Source organism: Rhizobium sp. GCM10022189 (assembly GCF_042656325.1).
GTDB lineage: Bacteria > Pseudomonadota > Alphaproteobacteria > Rhizobiales > Rhizobiaceae > Rhizobium.
In genome coordinates this window covers 547489-566528 of the sequence record NZ_JBHSOR010000039.1, presented here as the reverse complement: position 1 = coordinate 566528, position 19040 = coordinate 547489, and the positions used below count along the sequence as shown (strand labels likewise).

The 19040-nt window shown below is 60.9% G+C and carries 18 protein-coding genes; 9 read left to right on the top strand and 9 right to left on the bottom strand.

All coding sequences use genetic code 11. The annotated features are described in order from the left end of the window. From ACFPWW_RS17635 to ACFPWW_RS17610, 6 genes are all read right to left on the bottom strand, one after another. On the bottom strand, positions 1–636 hold a 636-nt coding region (locus ACFPWW_RS17635), incomplete at its 3' end, for a Gfo/Idh/MocA family protein (RefSeq protein ID WP_377312698.1). 11 nt (positions 637–647) lie between these two features. Then, positions 648–1433: a ThuA domain-containing protein gene (locus ACFPWW_RS17630; protein ID WP_377312697.1), complete on the bottom strand. Its 786-nt coding sequence runs from the start codon at positions 1431–1433 to the stop codon at positions 648–650. Positions 1434–1507: 74 nt separating this feature from the next. Continuing rightward, complete coding sequence (locus ACFPWW_RS17625; RefSeq protein ID WP_112570607.1) at positions 1508–2536, bottom strand: ABC transporter ATP-binding protein; 1029 nt, start codon at positions 2534–2536, stop codon at positions 1508–1510. A 12-nt stretch (positions 2537–2548) separates the two neighbouring features. Then, on the bottom strand, positions 2549–3379 hold the full coding sequence (locus ACFPWW_RS17620) for a carbohydrate ABC transporter permease (RefSeq protein ID WP_112758301.1): 831 nt from the start codon (positions 3377–3379) through the stop codon (positions 2549–2551). Further along, positions 3379–4365 (bottom strand): carbohydrate ABC transporter permease, encoded by a 987-nt coding sequence (locus tag ACFPWW_RS17615; RefSeq protein WP_112570603.1) that lies wholly within the window; start codon positions 4363–4365, stop codon positions 3379–3381. Before ACFPWW_RS17615 ends, ACFPWW_RS17620 begins: the two co-directional genes overlap by 1 nt. Positions 4366–4450: 85 nt before the next feature. Continuing rightward, a complete protein-coding gene (locus tag ACFPWW_RS17610) occupies positions 4451–5716 on the bottom strand; it encodes an ABC transporter substrate-binding protein (protein ID WP_377312696.1) in 1266 nt (421 codons plus the stop codon). A 302-nt stretch (positions 5717–6018) separates the two neighbouring features. Here ACFPWW_RS17610 and ACFPWW_RS17605 point away from each other — a divergent pair, with 302 nt between their 5' ends. Further along, the gene (locus ACFPWW_RS17605) at positions 6019–7044 is read left to right on the top strand and encodes a substrate-binding domain-containing protein (protein WP_112703345.1); all 1026 of its coding nucleotides are present in this window, start codon (positions 6019–6021) and stop codon (positions 7042–7044) included. 22 nt (positions 7045–7066) lie between these two features. On the opposite strand, the gene ACFPWW_RS17600 is transcribed toward ACFPWW_RS17605, so the two are convergent. After that, positions 7067–7765 carry a GntR family transcriptional regulator gene (locus tag ACFPWW_RS17600; protein ID WP_377312695.1) on the bottom strand — a complete coding sequence of 233 codons (699 nt, stop codon included), beginning with the start codon at positions 7763–7765 and terminating at the stop codon, positions 7067–7069. Between the two features lie 83 nt (positions 7766–7848). Here ACFPWW_RS17600 and ACFPWW_RS17595 point away from each other — a divergent pair, with 83 nt between their 5' ends. The 5 genes from ACFPWW_RS17595 to ACFPWW_RS17575 are packed head-to-tail and all read left to right on the top strand — an operon-like array spanning position 7849 to position 14386. Further along, entirely contained in the window at positions 7849–8850 is a 1002-nt protein-coding gene (locus tag ACFPWW_RS17595; protein ID WP_377312694.1) for an Ldh family oxidoreductase, read from the top strand. Positions 8851–8870: 20 nt separating this feature from the next. Next, entirely contained in the window at positions 8871–10121 is a 1251-nt protein-coding gene (locus tag ACFPWW_RS17590; protein ID WP_377312693.1) for an iron-containing alcohol dehydrogenase, read from the top strand. Positions 10122–10123: 2 nt separating this feature from the next. Continuing rightward, on the top strand, positions 10124–11602 hold the full coding sequence (locus ACFPWW_RS17585) for an NAD-dependent succinate-semialdehyde dehydrogenase (RefSeq protein ID WP_377312692.1): 1479 nt from the start codon (positions 10124–10126) through the stop codon (positions 11600–11602). A gap of 22 nt (positions 11603–11624) precedes the next feature. Beyond that, the gene (locus ACFPWW_RS17580; protein ID WP_112703348.1) at positions 11625–12737 is read left to right on the top strand and encodes a mandelate racemase/muconate lactonizing enzyme family protein; all 1113 of its coding nucleotides are present in this window, start codon (positions 11625–11627) and stop codon (positions 12735–12737) included. Between the two features lie 32 nt (positions 12738–12769). Then, entirely contained in the window at positions 12770–14386 is a 1617-nt protein-coding gene (locus tag ACFPWW_RS17575) for an ABC transporter substrate-binding protein (RefSeq protein WP_112755133.1), read from the top strand. 38 nt (positions 14387–14424) lie between these two features. Here ACFPWW_RS17575 and ACFPWW_RS17570 read toward each other — a convergent pair whose 3' ends face one another. Next, positions 14425–15216 (bottom strand): phenylalanine 4-monooxygenase, encoded by a 792-nt coding sequence (locus tag ACFPWW_RS17570; protein ID WP_377312691.1) that lies wholly within the window; start codon positions 15214–15216, stop codon positions 14425–14427. A 119-nt stretch (positions 15217–15335) separates the two neighbouring features. Between ACFPWW_RS17570 and ACFPWW_RS17565 the strand changes: the two genes are divergently transcribed. Continuing rightward, on the top strand, positions 15336–15797 hold the full coding sequence (locus ACFPWW_RS17565; protein ID WP_112703350.1) for an Lrp/AsnC family transcriptional regulator: 462 nt from the start codon (positions 15336–15338) through the stop codon (positions 15795–15797). A gap of 28 nt (positions 15798–15825) precedes the next feature. Here the strand turns inward: ACFPWW_RS17565 and ACFPWW_RS17560 are convergent, their stop codons facing one another. Continuing rightward, positions 15826–16326 carry an Lrp/AsnC family transcriptional regulator gene (locus ACFPWW_RS17560; protein WP_112570584.1) on the bottom strand — a complete coding sequence of 167 codons (501 nt, stop codon included), beginning with the start codon at positions 16324–16326 and terminating at the stop codon, positions 15826–15828. Positions 16327–16454: 128 nt separating this feature from the next. Here ACFPWW_RS17560 and hppD point away from each other — a divergent pair, with 128 nt between their 5' ends. After that, a complete protein-coding gene (gene hppD, locus ACFPWW_RS17555; protein WP_377312690.1) occupies positions 16455–17564 on the top strand; it encodes a 4-hydroxyphenylpyruvate dioxygenase in 1110 nt (369 codons plus the stop codon). A gap of 69 nt (positions 17565–17633) precedes the next feature. Then, positions 17634–18995 carry a homogentisate 1,2-dioxygenase gene (gene hmgA, locus ACFPWW_RS17550; RefSeq protein ID WP_112758285.1) on the top strand — a complete coding sequence of 454 codons (1362 nt, stop codon included), beginning with the start codon at positions 17634–17636 and terminating at the stop codon, positions 18993–18995. Positions 18996–19040: the final 45 nt, after the last annotated feature.

Here is a 19040-nt window from a genome sequence, read left to right as displayed (position 1 = left end):
GAAGGTCTTCAGCCGCGCAAACACATGGTCGATATCGGTGGCCGCGCCATAGGCGGCGAAATCGAGAATGTGGATGCCGACATCGCCGAGCACGCCGTTCGAGCCGTGGCCGGTCGACAAGCGCCATAGCCAGCGTGATTCCGTGCGCCAGTCGCCCCAGGCGCGCGAGACCAGCCAGCTCTGCAGGTAGGACGCTTCCACATGGCGGATCGTGCCGAGCTCGCCGGCCAGCACCATTTCGCGCGCCCGCTGCAGCGGTGCCACGTTGCGGTAGGTGAGGTTGACCATGTTGATGACGCCGGCCGCTTCCGCCGCTTCCGTCATCTCCAGCGCATGCGCATAGTTTTCCGCCAGCGGCTTTTCGCAGAAGACATGTTTGCCGGCCGCGATCAGCGCGAGGCTCGTCGCATGATGGACACGGTCGGGCGTGACGTTTGTGGCGGCATCGAACTCGCCCCATGCGATCGCCTCGTCGAGCGTGGCGAAGCGTTTTTCGATGCTGAAATGATCGGCGAATTCATCGAGCCGGGTCCGATCCGTATCGACGGCGCCGACCACGTCCACGCCGTCGATGGCGAGGAAGTTGGCAACCTGGCTTTTCGCCATGACGCCTGTGCCGAGAACAAGTAGACGCATTGCTCTTCTCCTCAGCGATAACCGGCTTCGCCGGCCTGGTGCAGTCTCGGGCCGCGTTCGACGATCGGCTCCAGGGCTTTTTCTACCGGCACATTTGGGGCGTCGGTAATGCTCTTCAATGCGCCCGCCGGGTTATAGGCCCACTTCACCCCGTTGATCAGCACCTTCTGCACGTTGGTATCGTGATAGGTCGGATAGGTTTCGTGGCCGGGGCGGAAATAGAAGATGTTGCCGGCACCGCGCCGCCAGGTCAGGCCCGAGCGGAACACCTCGCCGCCCTGGAACCAGGAGATGAACACCGTCTCCAGGGGCTCCGGCACGGAAAACTGCTCGCCGTACATTTCCTCGTTCTCCAGCTCGAAATGCTCGCCGAGGCCGGCGGCGATCGGGTGGCGCTGGTTGATCGTCCACAGCCGCTCGCGCTCGCCCGCCTCGCGCCATTTCAGCGCGCAGGGCGTGCCCATCAGCCGTTTGAAGATCTTGGAGAAATGGCCCGAATGCAGCACCAGCAGGCCCATGCCCTCCCAGACCCGTTTGGCGACGCGCTCGACCACGACGTCGGAAACCGCGCCGTGGTCCTTGTGGCCCCACCAGGTCAGGACGTCGGTCTCGGCAAGCCGGGCTTCGGAAAGACCGTGCTCCGGCTCCTGCAGCGTGGCCGTGGTCGCCGAAATCGCCGGGTCGCCGTTCAGCGCCTTGGCAATGGTCGTGTGCATGCCCTCGGGATAGATCTCGCGGACGATGGCATTGGTATTCTCATGGATGTTCTCACCCCAGACGACGGTGCGAATAGGCAAATTTCTGCTCCTTCATGCGATTAGCGGACCCGAACCGGTGGGAGACGGTCGGGTCCTGTTTGTTTGGTGGCTGGTCAGGCTGCGCCCTTGAAGGGAACCCTTTCGAGGGCGCGTCCGGATTGGTCGAAACGGTGAATGCGATCTCCGACCGGCGACACGCCCAGCCGCTGGCCGGGCTGGTGGCTCGATACGCCGGTCTCGCGAACGACGAGCGGCTCGTCCGAGCCGATGTCGAGATAGACAAAGCTATCCGAGCCAAGGATCTCCGAGTGGATAACGGTGCCGGTCCAGGCGGGTTCCCGATCTGCAAACTCGATATGTTCGGCCCGTACCCCGATCGTGTGGGCATTGTAGGGAGCCGCGAACGGCCCGGAGAGGAAATTCATCTTCGGCGAGCCGATGAAGCCGGCGACGAAGACGGAATTCGGGGTCTCGTAAAGTTCGATCGGCGTTCCGACCTGTTCGACGACGCCGTCGCGCAGCACGCAGATACGGTCGGCAAGCGTCATGGCCTCGACCTGATCATGGGTGACGTAGATCATCGTCGTGTCGTGCATGCTGCGGTGAAGCTTGGCGATCTCCAGGCGCGTGGCGACGCGCAGGGCCGCGTCCAGATTGGACAGGGGTTCGTCAAAGAGGAAGACCCTCGGGTCCCGAACGATGGCGCGGCCGATGGCGACGCGCTGGCGCTGGCCGCCCGAGAGCTGGCGCGGCAGGCGCTCCAGATAGGGCGAGAGCTGCAGCATGCCGGCCGCTTGCTCGACTCGCGCCTTGCATTCCTCCCTGGTGCGGCCGGAGAGCTTCATGCCGAAGGCCATGTTGTCGAAGACCGTCATATGCGGATAAAGCGCATAGGACTGGAAGACCATGGCGATGCCGCGCTTCGACGGGGAAAGACGATTGACGGGCTCGCCATCGAAGGAGAGCGTGCCTGAACTGATGTCCTCCAGCCCCGAGATCAGGCGCAGCAAGGTGGACTTGCCGCAACCGGACGGGCCGACGAAAACCATGAACTCGCCTCTGCGGATGTCCATTGTCACGCCCTTGATGACTTCGAACGCGCCGAAGCTCTTGCGGATATTGTCTAGTCTGATCTGTGCCATATCTCGCTTTCCTCAGCCTTTGACGCCGCCGGCGGTCAGCCCGGAAATGATCCGGCGTTGAAAAATAAGAACAAGGACGACGACGGGTACGGTGACGATGACCGATGCCGCCATGATGTTGCCCCAGGGGATCTCGAACTGGCTGCCGCCCGAAAGCAGGGCGATCGCCACCGGCACCGTCCGCTGAGCGTCCGACGAGGTGAACGTCAGGGCAAACAGGAATTCGTTCCAGGCCGTGATGAAGGCAAGCAGCCCGGTGGTGACAAGGGCCGGCCACATCAGCGGCATGAAGACTTTCGTGATGATGACCCAGGGTGACGCGCCGTCGACGATTGCAGCTTCCTCGATTTCGACCGGCAGATCCCGCATGAACGTGGTCAGTACCCAGACCGTGAAGGGCAGGGTGAAAATCATGTAGGAGAAGATCAGGGCGAACGGCGTGTTGAAGATGCCGATCCAGCGAATGAGTTCAAAGAGCCCTGCGAGCACCGCAATCTGCGGAAACATCGAAACCGAGAGGATGGTCAGCATCAGGAGCGCGCGACCCCGGAAATGCACGCGGGCAAGCGCGTAGGATGCGGTGACGGCAAGCAGCAGCGAAGCGGCAACCACGAGGCATGCGATGAACAGCGAATTGCCGAGGCTGCGGATGAAGCTGCCTGTCGTCAAAACGCCGCTATAATTTTCCAGCGAGATCGAGGTCGGCCAGTAGGTGACCTCGAAAAGGGCCGTGCCGGCTTTGAAGCTCGTGAGAATCGCGTAGTAGAAAGGGAAGACCGCGATGACGACGATGACCGCGACCAGAAGATAGAAGAGCGTATTCTTGGTGGCTGTAAGCAGCATCAGCGTTCGCCTCCGCCGAGATTGACGCGGCCGAGCCAGATGTAGAGCACGGTGACCGACGCGATGATGAGAAAGAGGACGGTAGAGGCGGTTGCGCCATAGGCGAACTTGTCGAAGTCGAAAAGGTTCTCGCGCGCCATGACCGACATGGTTTTGGTCTGGGCGTTGTTCGGCGTCAGCACGTAGATCAGGTCGAAGATGCGCATGGCATCGAGCATGCGGAAAATTACCGCGACCATGATGGCCGGGCGGATCAGCGGCAGGGTCAGACGCCAGAACACTTTGATGGGGTTGACGCCGTCGATCTTTGCGGCTTCGTAAATATCGGCCGGAACCATCTGCAGGGCGGCAAGGATCAGCAGTGCCATGAAGGGCGTCGTCTTCCAGACATCGACGATCAGAACGGCGATCATCGCGGTATTGGGATCTGCCGTCCACGCAATCTTCTGGCTGATGAGCCCGAGGCTCAGAAACATGTCGTTGAGGATGCCGAACTGGTCATTGAGCATCCAGGCCCACATTTTCGCCGAGACGATCGTCGGGATTGCCCAGGGAATAAGGATGGCGGCACGCACAATGCCGCGGCCGACGAATTGCGCGTTCAGCACAAGGGCAACGATAAGGCCGAGCGCGGTTTCGATCGTCACCGACAACAGCGTGAACTTCGCCGTGTTCCAGACCGCCCCCCACCATGCGGGATCGGCCAGCAATCCTCTGTAGATCGTGCGGCCGCTCTTCAGCGTGACCCAGGAGAGGTAATTGTCGAAACCGACGAACCGGGCATCGCCGAGGTTCGTCAGCGACGCATTGGTGAAGCTGAAATATATGGTGCGGAACAACGGCCAGCCGGCAACGATCGCCAGGATCAGCAGGGTCGGAGCCAGGAAGATCCAGGCGGAACGGACGCGTTCCGAGCGCAGATCCGAAGAGATCGCTTTGGTGCGCGCGCCTGTGCTCAGGTTTTGGGAAACTGCAACTTCACTCATGGAATATCCGCTTCATGAGACGATTGACGACGGCGTTATCGAAAGCGGCAGCCACGGTGGATTCCGTCGCTGCCGCTTCGATCTGTTACCAGCCGCTGCCTTGCAGCGTCGTCAGATCGGCTTCGAGAAGCTCAAGGTTTTCTTCGGCAGTACCGCTGCCGGAGAGAGTATTGTGGACGGCGGTCCAGAACTTGGCGGAAACTTCGTTATATTTGACCTTGGCAACGGCCGACGGGCGCGGCACGGCGTTTTCGAAGATCGGCTTCCAGTTCGGCATGAACGGCTGCGCGGCGGCAATGTCCTTGTCGTCGTAAAGCGCCGAGAGGGTCGGCAGGTTGGAAAGCTCGATGGCGCGCTGCTTCTGGCTGTCCTTCGACGTCAGGAACTTGACGAGTTCGATCGCCGCATCCGGGTTCTTCGAGTATTTCGAGACGGCGAGGTTCCAGCCGCCCAGCGTGGAGGAGGGCTTGTCGCCTTCTGCGGCAACGGGAAGCGTGGTCACGTCGAACTTGCCCTTGACCGGGCTGTCGGCGCCGTTGCCCAGCGCATAGGCATAGGGCCAGTTGCGCATGAAGACGGCGTTGCCGGTCTGCCAGACGCCGCGGGATTCTTCTTCCTGATAGGCAAGCACGCCGCTTGGCGAAATCGTGCCGACCCAGCCCTTGGCGCGATTGAGCGCTGCCGCGGCCTTCTCGTTGTTGATCGAAATCGTGCCGTCGGTCTCGATGATCTGGCCGCCGCCCGAGGACTTGACCCATTCAAGCGCATCGCAGGTCAGGCCCTCGTAGGCGTTGCCCTGGAAGACGTAGCCCCACAGGTCCTTCTGGCCGGCGGCGCGTTCCTTTTCCTGGATTTCCTTGGCGGTTGCCTCCATCTCGTCCCAGGTCTTCGGCGGCTGCTTGCCGTATTTCTCAAGCAGGTCCTTGCGGTAGAAGAGAGCCGGCGCGTCCGTATAGAGCGGCAACGCGACGAGGCGACCGTTGACGGTCTGGGAGGCGACGATTGCCGGGAAGAAGTCGCCAACGACATCCTTGGTGGCATCCTTCAGGTCGACGAACTGGTCGGCCAGCTGCGGCGCCCAGATGACGTCGGTCTGGTAGACATCGACATCCGTGTTGCCGGCTGCGAGCCACAGCCGGTACTGCGAAAACTGTTCCGTCGACGAGGACGGCATGGTCACGATCTTGACCTTGTTGCCGGTCGCCTTTTCGAAAACGTCGAGCTGCTTGCGGAATAGCTCAAGGTTCTTGCCGGTCGAACTTGCCGATATGCTGATCTCGGCGGCGTAGGACGGTACGGTCGCGCCAATGAGCGCGGCCGCGACGGCGGCCGCTGTGAAACAAAACTTCATTTTCTCCTCCCAAAGGACCAAATTGAAAACGATTTGGCTGATGAAAAACTGTCAGAAGCTCCATACCATGTCAAGGGAGAGCTTCGGATGGGATCTGCGCCTGTGCGTAAGCAAGGATTATTGTTTAAAATCAATGCGCACCGCGGATATAAGCAGCTCTATAACTGCGGATTTGCTTATCTTGGTCGGCGCCAAAATTGAAATCGATTTGAGAAAATATAGTCGACGGCTTAAAATGTGGAATTCGCGACGCCGATGGTATAGATGCCCGGCAGCGCAGGCGATGAAAGTTATTTCGGTCAATGAAACTCAAAGAATTCGCAAAACAACTTGGACTGTCCCCGACGACCGTCAGTCGTGCGCTCAGCGGCTATCCAGAGGTCAGCGAGGTGACGCGCGCCCGCGTCGTCCAGGAGGCGGTGCGGTTGGGCTACCGGCCGAACGTCAATGCGGTCAGGCTGAAAACGGGCCGCGTTGGCGCTATTGGCGTCGTCATGGGGCGCGCCGGCGAGTTTCATTTCGCGGAGTTCATGGCCGGAATGGCGGAACGTCTTATCACGGAAGACACCGATATTCTGGTCATACCGATGGCCAATCCCGAACATGATGCCGAGATGCAGCTCTACAGGCGGCTGGCGGAAAGTCAGCGGGTGGATGCGATCATCGTGCATTCGCCTCGTCCCAATGACCAGCGCATCGCCTTGCTGCACGAGCTGGGAATGCCGTTCCTCGTTCATGGCCGTTCGGACATCGACGTGCCGCATCCCTGGCTTGATATCGACAACGAGGGGGCGGTGCGCCGGGCGACGTCGCATCTGATCGATCTCGGTCATACAAGGATTGCGATGATCAACGGCCGCGAGGGCGCGACCTATGCGCTGCATCGCGATATCGGCTACCGCAGCGCCCTGCAGAGCCGCGGGATCGAAGTCGATCCGCAACTCATCGCCAACGGCAACTTCACCGATGAACTCGGCTTCCGCTTCGCGCGCTCATTTCTCGAACAACCGAAGCGGCCGACCGCGTTCGTCGCGGGATCGATGATGACGGCGCTCGGCATTTACCGGGCGGCGCGTTCCCTGGGGCTGCAGATCGGCAGGGATGTCTCGGTTATCGCTCACGATGACGTTTTTCCCTATCTGACGGCCGACAACATGGCCCCGTCGCTGTCGGCGACCCGGTCGTCGATGCGGGCCGCCGGCACGCGCTGCGCCGATCTCGTCCTGCAGCTCCTGGCCGGGCGCTCGCCGACGGAGATACATGAATTGTGGCCGGTAGAGCTTATCCTGCGCGAGTCCACCGGCCCGGTGCGCATGCCGCAGACGTGAGCGATGGCGGCGGAGCAGCCGTTCAGCCGCCCTGGAAGATCGCCATGAAGCGCGTTCGCGAGCGCAGTATGTGCTCGCGCATTGCGCTTTCGGCGCCTGCCGGGTCTCTTGCCCTGATAGCCCTGATGATCAATGCATGTTCGGCATTGGCTTCGCTTGTCGCGCGGGAATGAAAGTAGAGCCGGAAAAGATGCACATGCGTGTGCAGCCGGCCAAGTGTCTCGCGGATGAGCGCATTGCCGCTTCCAAGCGCAATCAGGTCATGAAACGCTCCGTCGCTCTGCGCAAACTGGCCGTAGGCCAGTCTGGCATCGTCATTGCGAACGGAGCGCATTTCGATATCGATTGCTTCGAGGGAAGCGATCGCCTCCTCGGACATGGCTTCAGCCGCCCTGGCGGCAGCGAAGGGCTCGACGAGCAGCCGCAGCTCGTAAAGCTGTTCCAGCCTCTTCTGGTTCAGTTGCGGCGCTGCGCTATAGCCGATCAGGTGCGTCTTGATGACGAGCCCCTGCGCCTCGAGGCGTGAAAGCGCTTCCCGGATCGGCGTCTGCGAAACCCCGAGTTCACGCACGAGACTGTCCACGGATACCCTTCCGCCCGGCGGAATTTTTAGAGACATCAACTGCGAATAGATCGCGTTGTAGACTTCGTCTCCGAGCCGGGGCGGCCGGCGAAGAAGACCCTGCTCACCCGTTCCCACACCTTTCAGTTCTCTTGTCATTCTAAAAATTGCTCCTTGACGCCCAAACTTCTTATCAGCATAGTCCGCCCATCGCAATCAGATATCCGATCGGATTTTATATTGTGGTTATTGTCCAGGCGAATGTGCTGAGACGTGTCGCGGAGGACGTGCTCCGGCGGGCGGGCGTCGGCGGCGAGCACCGGCGGCAGCAGATTGATCTGCTGATGGAGGCGGACCTGCGGGGCGTCTCTTCTCACGGTCTCTTGCGGCTTGAGCGCATCGTGCACAGGATCCGGAACGGCGTCAGCGATCCCGGCGCGACGGGGCGGCATGTCTGGCGGTCGCCGAGCTTCCTTGCCGTCGATGGAGAGCGTGGGCTGGGTCCTGTCGTCGCCAATCAGGCGCTTGAGGTTTTGAAGCCCCGTGCCCGCGAAAACGGCGTCGCACTCGCGGCGATCACCAATTCAAACCATGTCGGCATGCTCGGATGGTATGCAGAGCGCGTGGCGGAAGCAGGTTTTACGATCATTGCTCTTTCCACCAGCGAAGCGCTTGTCCACCCCTGGGGCGGCAGGATGGCCATGCTTGGGACAAATCCGATCGCCATCGGCATTCCGACCGGCGGCGCGCCTTTCATGATGGACACGGCGACCAGCGTCGTCTCCATGGGCGAGATCCACGATCATGCCAATCGCGGGCAACCAATCCCTCTCGGCTGGGCGATCGACAGCGCCGGCAACCCGACCACGGATGCGAATGCCGCAAAGCAGGGGGCAATCGGTCCCTTCGGGCAGGCCAAGGGTTACGCGCTGGGCCTGGCATTCGAGCTGATCGTCGGCAGTCTTTCCGGGGCAGCCCTCGGACGGGACGTTCGCGGAACCCTCGACGATACCAATGTCTGCAACAAGGGCGACGTCTTCATCGTCATCGACGGTCCAAGGCGCGATCTGCAGGATTATCTGGAGGCGATTCGCCATCTGCCTCCGGCGGAAGGCTTCGATGAGGTCCTCATCCCCGGCGAGCGTGGAAGAGCCTGTCGCGACAGGCGATTGAGCGAGGGAATCCCGATCGCCGACGAAGTCTGGAACCGCCTGCAGGCGCTCGCCTGCTGCGAAACGGCCTAGCAAAATCGGAGAGAAGGAATTTGTCGCTTTTTGGCACTTTGCGATCCACACGCAACCTGGTTTTCGGCGCAGGCCAACGGGCCGCGTTACCTGGTTATGCGGCAACGCTCGGCCGCAGGGCGCTTGTCGTGACCGACGAACGGTTCAGTGCGCAAGCTGATTTTCAGGCAATTGTCGATGGCTTGAGGAGGGCCGGCGTCGACGTCAAGGTCTTCGACCGGACGATCGCCGAGCTGCCGCTAGACTGCATAAACAGTGCGCTGGAAGCGGGAGCCGCTTTTGGCGCCGACATGGTGATCGGCATTGGCGGCGGCAGCTGCCTGGACGCGGCCAAGGTCGCAGCGCTGCTTCTGACGCATGGCGGGCGCGCTTCGGACTATTACGGCGAGTTCAAGGTTCCCGGTCCGGTCCTGCCGCTCCTGCTGCTGCCCACGACTGCCGGTACCGGCTCGGAGGTGACGCCCGTTGCCGTCATCACCGATCCTGACCGCGCCATCAAGGTCGGTATCGCAAGTCCGCATCTCATCTGCCACACGGCAATCTGCGATCCCGAGCTGACCTATTCCTGCCCGCCGGGCCTGACCGCGGTTTCAGGTGCGGATGCACTGACGCATGCAATCGAAGCCTTCACGACCGTCCGCCGCGAACCGACCGGCAGTATCGTCCACGAGCATGTGTTCCTCGGCAAGAATGCGCTCAGCGATCATTATGCCCTGCTGGCGATTTCACACATCTGCGCCAGCCTGAAGCGCGCCTATGACAACGGCCGGGATATCGAGGCGCGTCAACGCCTGATGTTCGGCGCAACCGCAGCCGGCCTTGCCTTCGGCGTCGCCGGAACCGCCGCTGCGCATGCCGTGCAGTATCCCGTCGGGGCGATGACGCATACCGCTCATGGTGCGGGCGTTGCCGTGATGATGCCCTATGTCATGGAGTTCAATCGAAACCACTGCGAAGCGGAGATCGGCGAGATCGGCCAGGCGATGGGGCTCGACATCGGCGGGCGCTCGGCCGAACAGCAGGCCGACGCCACCATCGATGCGGTGGCGGCACTTTTTGCCAGCATCGGCATTCCAGCGACGATCGCCGATCTCGGAATCGGCAAGGACCAGTTACCGCAGGTGGCCGAGCAGGCGATGGGAAGCGCCCGGCTCATCAAGAACAACCCCCGGCCCCTGGATCTTGCGTCCATGACAGTCCTCGTGGAAGCCGCCTTTGGCGGCAATCGCGATGCTCTGAGGGCTCATTCACGCTCAAGGAAGGCAAGCTGACCATGACCCTCATGGAGAAATTTCCCCCCCAGATCGGATTCGATCTGCGCCTGGTCCCGACGGACCTGTTCATCAACGGCAAATGGCGTAGCGGAGCGACAGGCAAGCGGCTCGATGTGATCGATCCCTCGACCGGTTCCGTCATCGCGGCCGTTGCCGACGCGTCGATCGACGATGCCGTGGATGCCGTATCGGCAGCACATGCGGCCGGGCCGTCCTGGGCGGCGACGGCGCCGCGCAGGCGTTCGGAAATTCTCAGGCGCTGTTTCGAGCTGATGATCGAGCGCAAGGAGATGCTTGCCGAACTGATCAGCCTGGAAAACGGCAAGACCCTGGCCGATGCCCATGGCGAGGTCGCCTATGCGGCCGAATTCTTTCGCTGGTTTTCGGAAGAGGCCGTGCGGCTCAACGGTGAAATCTCGACGGCGCCGTCAGGCGCCAACAAGATCATCGTCCAGCATCAGCCGATCGGTGTCGCTGTTCTCGTCACGCCCTGGAATTTTCCAGCCGCCATGGCGACGCGCAAGATTGCCCCGGCGCTTGCCGCCGGCTGCACCTGCGTCTTGAAGCCGGCGACCGAAACCCCGCTGACGGCCTATGCTCTGGCAGCCCTCTATGCCGAAGCCGGCGTGCCTGATGGCGTGGTCAACGTGATCACCACGCAACAATCGGGTCCGGTCGTCAGCAGGATGCTGCACGATCCGCGCGTGCGCAAACTCTCCTTCACCGGCTCCACGGAGGTCGGCCGCAAGCTGCTGCATGAGGCGGCCGATACCGTGATTTCCTGCTCGATGGAGCTTGGCGGCAACGCCCCCTTCATCGTCTTTGACGATGCCGACATCGATGCGGCGATCGAGGGGGCGATGGTTGCCAAGATGCGCAATGGCGGCGAGGCGTGCACGGCGGCAAACCGCTTCTACGTTCACGCCGATGTGGTCGATGAATTTTCCGCAAAACTTGCGGCGCGCATGGGCGCCATGACCGTGGGAGCCGGCTATGACAAGGCCACGCAGTGCGGTCCGGTCATCAATCGGAAAGCGCTCGAGCGCATCGGCGATCTCGTTGCCGAGGCTGCCGGACGCGGCGCCAAGCTGCTGACCGGCGGCAAGCTGCTGGAAAGGGATGGCTACTATTTCCCGCCAACCGTCATCCGCGATGTGACCGCCGACGCCAGGATCGTCCGCGAGGAGATCTTCGGGCCGATTGCCGCACTGACCACTTTCACGTCGGAGGAAGAGGTGATCGCCGCTGCGAACGATACCGAATATGGGCTGATTTCCTACGTCTACACCCGCGACCTCGCGCGCGGGCTCAGGGTTTCCGAAAGGCTCGAAGCCGGGATGGTCGGCCTGAATCGCGGCCTTGTATCCGATCCGGCCGCCCCTTTCGGCGGGGTCAAGCAGAGCGGCCTCGGGCGCGAAGGCGCCCACCACGGCATTCTGGAATTTTCGGAGACGAAATACATCGCCGTCACATGGTGACTGAAAGCATTGGGAGGAAATATTGAAGATCACAAAAATCGAACCGTTCCAGCTGGCGCTGGGCGATGGTCCAAATGCGTCGAAGAGTGCCTTCGTCCGTATTGAAACGGAGGACGGCGCATTCGGCATGGGCGAGGCCTCGCCCATGCAGGGCGGCTATGCTTCGCTCGTGGTCATCGCGCGCGACATGGCGCCGTTTCTGATCGGCAAGGATGTTCTTGATCACGTCGTCCTGCTCGACGACCTGTTTCATCGCTGTGTAAAGCTCGGACCGGAGGGGATCACGACCGCCGCCCTTGCCGCACTTGACATCGCGCTTTGGGACCTGAAGGGAAAGCTGTTCAACCAGCCCGTCTACAAATTGCTCGGCGGCGCCTGGAAAACCAGCCTTACCTGCTACTCCTCGATCGGCGGCAATGCGGCACGAACGGTCGACGAGGTGGTTCGCGTCGTTGAAAGGCGCGTGGCCAGGGAAAACCCCGCCGCCGTCAAGATCCGCTGGGATGGCGATCGCAGCCGCCAGGATGTCGATATTCCGGGCGATATCGCCAAGGCGAAAGCCGTGCGAAAGCTGCTCGGCGACGATTTCGTCCTCGGTTTCGATGCCAATAACGGCTACTCCGTCGGTGGCGCCATGCGCGTCGGCCGGGCCTTGGAGGATCTGGGCTACACCTGGTTCGAGGAGCCGGTGCAACATTACAATGTGCGCGCCATGGGCGAAGTGGCGCAACGGCTCGATATCACCGTGTCGGCCGGTGAGCAGACCTACACCTTGCAGGCGCTGCGCGATCTCATCGATGCCGGCGTGCGCATGGTCCAGCCCGACATCGTCAAGATGGGCGGCATAACCGGCATCATGAAATGCGCGGCTATCGCGCATGCCGCCGGCGTCGAGCTCGTCCCGCACCAGACGCAGCCGACAATCGGACATCTCGCCAACATTCACGTGCTCAGCACGATCATGCATTTGGCCAAGCCGGTGGAACTGGCGGACAACTGGGAGAGAGGAGCTTCCGTGTTCGTCAATCCATCGGAGCCAAAGAACGGCCGGTTCGAACTACCGCAGTCGCCCGGCCTCGGAATGGAATTCGATGCGGTCGAACTGGAGCGGCGCAAGATCGCAATCCAGCATTAGGCCGTCGCAACACTGTCCTTGGGAGGAAGGAAATGAGCGCATCACGCAGAGAGTTTCTGATTCAGTCCGGACTTGCCGTTACGACGGCTGCCGTGGCGTCCGCAATCGGCCTGGACCTGGCCGAGGCGGGCGATGGAGACACGATTTCCATCGCGCTGGCGTCCCGCGCGCCGGTTGGCCTCAATCCGCAGCAGACCGGCCTGAATGGCGGTGACAACTGGGCGATCAACCAGCTTTTCGATACGCTGGTCAAACCGCCGGAGGGGCGTTGGGCCGTCAAGCCGGACGAGTTCCTGCCGAGCATTGCCGAGAGCTGGGAATCGTCGGCGGATGCCAAGACCTGGACCTACAAGATCCGCAAGGGCGTCAAGTTTCACAAGAACTACGGCGAGGTCACGGCCGATGATGTCGTCTTCACCTTTCAGCGGCAGCTCGATCCGAAGCAGGTGACGGCCAACAAGGTGATCTATGCCAATATCGCCAGCTGCGAAGCCGTCGATCCCATGACCGTCCGCTTCACGTTGAAGAGCCCTGATCCGCTCTTCAACGGAAGCTGCGCCTCCACGCTCAGCGTCTCGATCATGTCGAAGAAAGCCTTCGAGGAAAAAGGCGAGGGGTTCAATACCGACGCGATCGGCACCGGTCCGTTTCAGCTTCAATCCTTTGACGCCAATGACGGCCTGCTTCTGACCGCCTTTGCGGAGCATTTCGACGGACCGCCGGCAACGCCGAACCTGCGTATCACCTTCATTGCCGATACGACGGCGCGGACGCTCGCCTTCGCTGCCGGGCAGGTGGACATGATCGAAGGCGTGCGCGCCCCGGGCTGGATCGAGACGATGAAGCAGCGTTCGTCGGATACGATCTTCGACGCGACGGCACCCGGTTCGCACAATACGTTGAACATCAACCTGACGCGCAAACCGCTCGACAATCTGAAAGTCCGCCAGGCGATCCGTTACGCTATCGACAATGCGGCGATTGCCGCTGCCTTCCAGGGCATCGCAAGCCCCATGGTGGGTGTCATCGCTTCGCAGTTTGCAGGTTCCGTAAAGGTCGAGGATCTGCCTCCTGAATTGCAATACAAGCCGGATCCGGCAAAAGCCAAGGCCCTGCTGGCCGAAGCGGGCTTTCCCGGCGGCGTCACAATTCCCTGTTATGTCAGCCAACGCGAAGACTATGCCTCGATCATGCTGATGATCCAGGAACAGCTGCGCACGGCGGGGATCACGCTCGATCTCAAGATCATCGATCACACGACGTTCCATTCCGACAATCGCCAGGACAAGAACGCACTTGCTCTCTACTCCTCAAGCTTCCCGCCGGTTCCGACGCTGACCCTTGCAACCCAGCTTGCCGCCTCCGCGGAGGTCAAGGCCGACGGCAAGGGTGGCGGCAACTACAGCCATTACGGCGTTGCCATCCCCGGCATCGATGCGCTTCTTGCCAAGGCACAGAACGAGCCCGATTTCGACAAGCGCATTGCCATCATTCAGGAGGCCGAGAAGAAGATACTGACGGACCTGCCGCTGCTCGGGATCATCGCATTGTCTTACGTGATCGCCAGGAACCCGCGTGTCGATATCGGGTACAAGGTCGAGTCGGGACCGGCCTATTGGTCGCTCGCAAAGGCCAAACGTATCGCTTGAGGCAAACTCGCCGCCGCGATCGCGATATCGTCAGCGGCTCATGAAGCCTTGGCTTCGAAACTGGGGGCGAAATCACCCAGCGATTTCGCCTTCAGGATCGCATCGCCGATATCCTGCTCCACGATCGCTTCAAGATCGGCGAAGCTGTCTATGACGTAGTAGATCGGTTGGAGGATATCGATCCGGTACGGCGTTCTGAGCACGGTCATGAGATCGAACGGCCGAAATTCGCAGGCAGTGCCTTCCATTGCCGCCTTTGCCTCGCTTGGCGATGAGACAATCCCTGCGCCGAAGCAGCGGCGGCCCTGCGGCGTATTGATAAGGCCGAATTCGACGGTAAACCAGAAGATGCGGAACAGATGCCATGAATAGCCTTTGCCGAGGCGCATTGCGGTTTTGCCGAAATGGCGGACGAAATTGGCGTAGCTCTGGTTGGTCAGCATCGGGCAATGGCCGAAGACCTCATGGAACAGGTCCGGTTCCTCGATATAGTCGATATGCTCGCGACGGCGCAGGAAGGTTGCGAGCGGGAACTTTCCTTGCGACAGAAGTTCGTAAAAGCGTGAGGGCGGGATGAGCGCGGGCACGCCTTCGACGCCGAAGCCGGTGGTTTCGTTCAGGCGTCTGTTCACATCTAGAAGCTGGGGCACCTTGTCGGGCCTGAGGCCCAGCATTTTGACGCCGTCCAGATATTCGCGGCAGGCCGTGTCGGCGAGCAGCTTCATCTGACGCTGGTAAAGCTCACCCCAGATCGCATCCTCTTCAGGAGTATAGTCGTATAGACCGTCCGGGCCGGGCAGTTTGGCGGTGTAGCTGCTTTCCTTGGTCATGGCCTGATCCTCCCGGAATGGCGTTTCTGCCATTATCCCCCGGATTTCGAGGATTTTCTTTTCTTTCGTGCTGGCTATTGCCATAGTGGTGGCAAATCTTCCCGAATTTGGCGCATGAAATGAAAGAACCCGGGAATTTTCGCCGCAAGCTTCTGCAGCTCATCCAGGCGGACGGCAGCCTTTCGCTGGCCGACCTGGCGGAAAAGGCCGGCATGTCGCAAAGCTCGGCCTGGCGGAAGCTCCAGGAACTGGAAGCCGACGGCGTTATCCGCAAGCGTGTGACGCTGCTCGATCCCGGAAAGCTCGATCTCAAGCTCTGCGTGATCGCCCATGTGACGCTGGAGGATCATCACGAAGAGGCGGTCGCGTCCTTCGCTTCTGTGGTGCTGGAGCGGCCGGAGATCATGGAGTGCTACGCCCTGTCGGGCGCTTTCGACTATATGCTGAAGATCCGGGCGAGGGACGTGGAAAGCTACGAAGCCTTCATGACCCGCTACCTCATGCGCAATCCCCATGTGCGTACGGTCGTATCGAGCTTTGTGCTGCGCGAGCTGAAATTCTCGACCGAACTGCCGATCTAGATGTTCGTTGCAAGCCCCGACGCTGGCATCACCGCGGGCCGTCGCCATGCCAATGCCCCGGCACGGGTACCGGAAAGCCTTCGAATGTCTTGAGCGTATCGAGGACGATCGACGTTTTCACATGCTGCACCGACTCGTGGGGCAGGAGAACGTCGTTGACGAATTTCGAGAGGTCGGCGAGCCCGCGGGTGGCCACTTTCAGGTGATAGTCCATTTCACCCGTCAGTGCATAGGCTTCGAGAACTTCCGGAAGGCCATTGATCAGCTGCGAAAACCGGCGGGCATTGTCCCTGTTGTGGGTCGCCAGCGTGACGGAAATGACCACGAGCATATCCAGCCCCAGCTTCCGTTGATCCAGATAGGCCCTGTAGCTGCGAATATATCCCTCTGCCTCCAGTCGCGTGCGCCGGCGCGAGCATTGCGAGGGGGAAAGCGCGATCCGCTCCCCCAGTTCGTTATTCGTCAACCGGCCGTCTTTTTGAAGTTCCTGGAGCAGGCGCAAATCCAGTTTGTCGAGCTGTTCATCCATTGCACAGAATCCCCAAAACACTCACGGATCGTGCATAGTCTCTTCCTGGAACATGAAGAATGCAAGAACTTTGCATGCGTTTTGGGCCACACTTTGCACTGGCGAAGTTCAATTCCCAGGAGGAGAAAATGGGTCCTTTTCCGCACGATGCGCCGCCTTCGGAAATTACGGCCGACAACCCGGCCGGTACCGACGGCTTCGAATTTGTTGAATTCGCCCATCCCGAGCCCGACAAGCTGCGCGAGCTCTTCACCCGCATGGGCTATGTCCCGGTCGCCAGGCACAAGACGAAAGACATCACCGTCTGGCGCCAGGGCGACATCAACTATGTCCTGAATGCGCAAGCCGGCAGCCATGCCGCGCGTTTCGTCGCGGCCCATGGTCCCTGTGCTCCATCGATGGCATGGCGTGTGGTCGATGCCGGACATGCCTTCGATCACGCCGTCTCGAAAGGCGCCGTTCCCTATGAGGGGGACGACAAGGCGCTCGACGTCCCGGCGATTGTCGGCATCGGCGGTTCGCTGCTTTACTTCGTCGATACCTATGGCGCAAAGGGATCGGCATACGATGCCGAGTTCGACTGGCTGGGCGAGCGCAACCCGCATCCTCAGGGCATCGGTTTCTACTATCTCGACCATCTCACCCACAACGTCTTCCGCGGCAACATGGACAAGTGGTGGGATTTCTACAGAAACCTGTTCAATTTCAAGCAGATCCACTTCTTCGATATCGATGGGCGCATCACCGGTCTGGTGAGCCGCGCCATCACCTCGCCCTGCGGCAAGATCCGCATTCCGCTGAATGAATCGAAGGACGACACGAGCCAGATCGAGGAATATCTGAAGAAATACGGAGGCGAGGGTATCCAGCATATCGCCGTTGGCACGGAAGATATTTACGAGGCCACCGACAGGCTCGCCGACAACGGTCTGCGCTTCATGCCGGGACCGCCGGAAACCTATTACGACATGTCCTATGAGCGCGTGAACGGTCATAGCGAACCTGTCGACCGCATGAAGAGGCACGGTATCCTGATCGATGGCGAAGGCGTGGTGAATGGCGGCATGACGAAAATCCTGCTCCAGATCTTCTCCAAGACCGTCATCGGCCCCATCTTCTTCGAATTCATCCAGCGCAAGGGCGACGAGGGCTTCGGGGAGGGCAATTTCCGCGCGCTCTTCGAGTCGATCGAAGCCGATCAAATCAAGCGTGGTGTCATCGGCACTGCGGCGGAGTAAACTCCGGGGGCCGCCCCGCGCCTTTGAAAGGCGCGCGGCGCCGTAGCATTTTCGGGGAGGAATTGCGCAATGGACCAGGCATCGATCCAGACGTCGGAGGCTGAAGCTGCGACGGCAAACAAGCTGAAATATATGCCGGGCTTCGGCAACGACTTCGAGACGGAGTCACTTCCCGGCGCTTTGCCCCAGGGCCAGAACAGCCCTCAGAAATGCAACTACGGTCTTTATGCCGAGCAGCTTTCCGGCTCGCCGTTCACTGCGCCGCGCGGGACGAACGAAAGATCCTGGCTCTATCGCATTCGCCCCAGCGTGCGCCACACCCGCCGCTTCACGAATATGTCCTATCCGCACTGGAAGACCGCGCCTTGCCTGGACGAGCATTCGCTTCCTCTGGGCCAGCTTCGCTGGAGCCCCATCCCCGCGCCGACCGAGACGCTGACGTTTCTGCAGGGGGTGCGGACAATGACGACGGCAGGCGATGTCACGACCCAGGTGGGGATGTCAGCACATGCTTACGCCTTCAACGAGGACATGGTCGACGATTATTTCTTCAACGCCGACGGCGAACTGCTGATCGTGCCGCAGCTTGGCGCCATCAGGGTGTTTACCGAAATGGGCATCATGGACGTGGAGCCCCTGGAAATCTGCCTCATACCCCGCGGCATGATGTTCAAGATTCTCAGAGGCGGCGAGCAGGCTGTCTGGCGCGGATATATATGCGAAAATTACGGTGCGAAATTCACGCTGCCGGACCGCGGTCCCATCGGCGCGAACTGCCTGGCAAACCCGCGCGACTTCAAGACACCTGTTGCCGCCTTCGAGGACAAGGAAAAGCCTTGCCGCGTCCATGTGAAGTGGTGCGGAAAATTCTACGTCACCGATATCGGCCACTCGCCGCTTGACGTCGTGGCCTGGCACGGCAACTACGCCCCGTTCAAATATGATCTGCGGACATTCTCTCCCGTCGGCGCGATCCGCTTCGATCATCCCGATCCGTCGATTTTTTCGGTCCTGACCGCCCCGACCGAGGATGCGGGTACGGCGAATGTCGATTTCGTGATCTTTCCGCCCCGCTGGCTGGTGGCCGAGCATACTTTCCGGCCGCCCTGGTACCACCGCAACATCATGAGCGAATTCATGGGGCTGATCCATGGCCGGTATGATGCCAAGGAAGAGGGCTTCGTCCCCGGCGGCATGAGCCTGCACAACATGATGCTTCCCCACGGGCCGGATGCGCTCGCCTTCGAAAAGGCATCCAATTCCGAACTCAAGCCTGTGAAGCTGGATGACACCATGGCCTTCATGTTCGAGACCCGCTACCCGCAGCAACTGACGAGATATGCCGCCGAGCTTGAAACGCTGCAGGATGATTACCTCGAGTGCTGGGACGGCCTGGAACGCAAGTTCGACGGAACCCCCGGCATCAAATGACGGAATGAACGGAAGGTCGTCCGACACCTCTGGCGCGGGAATGGG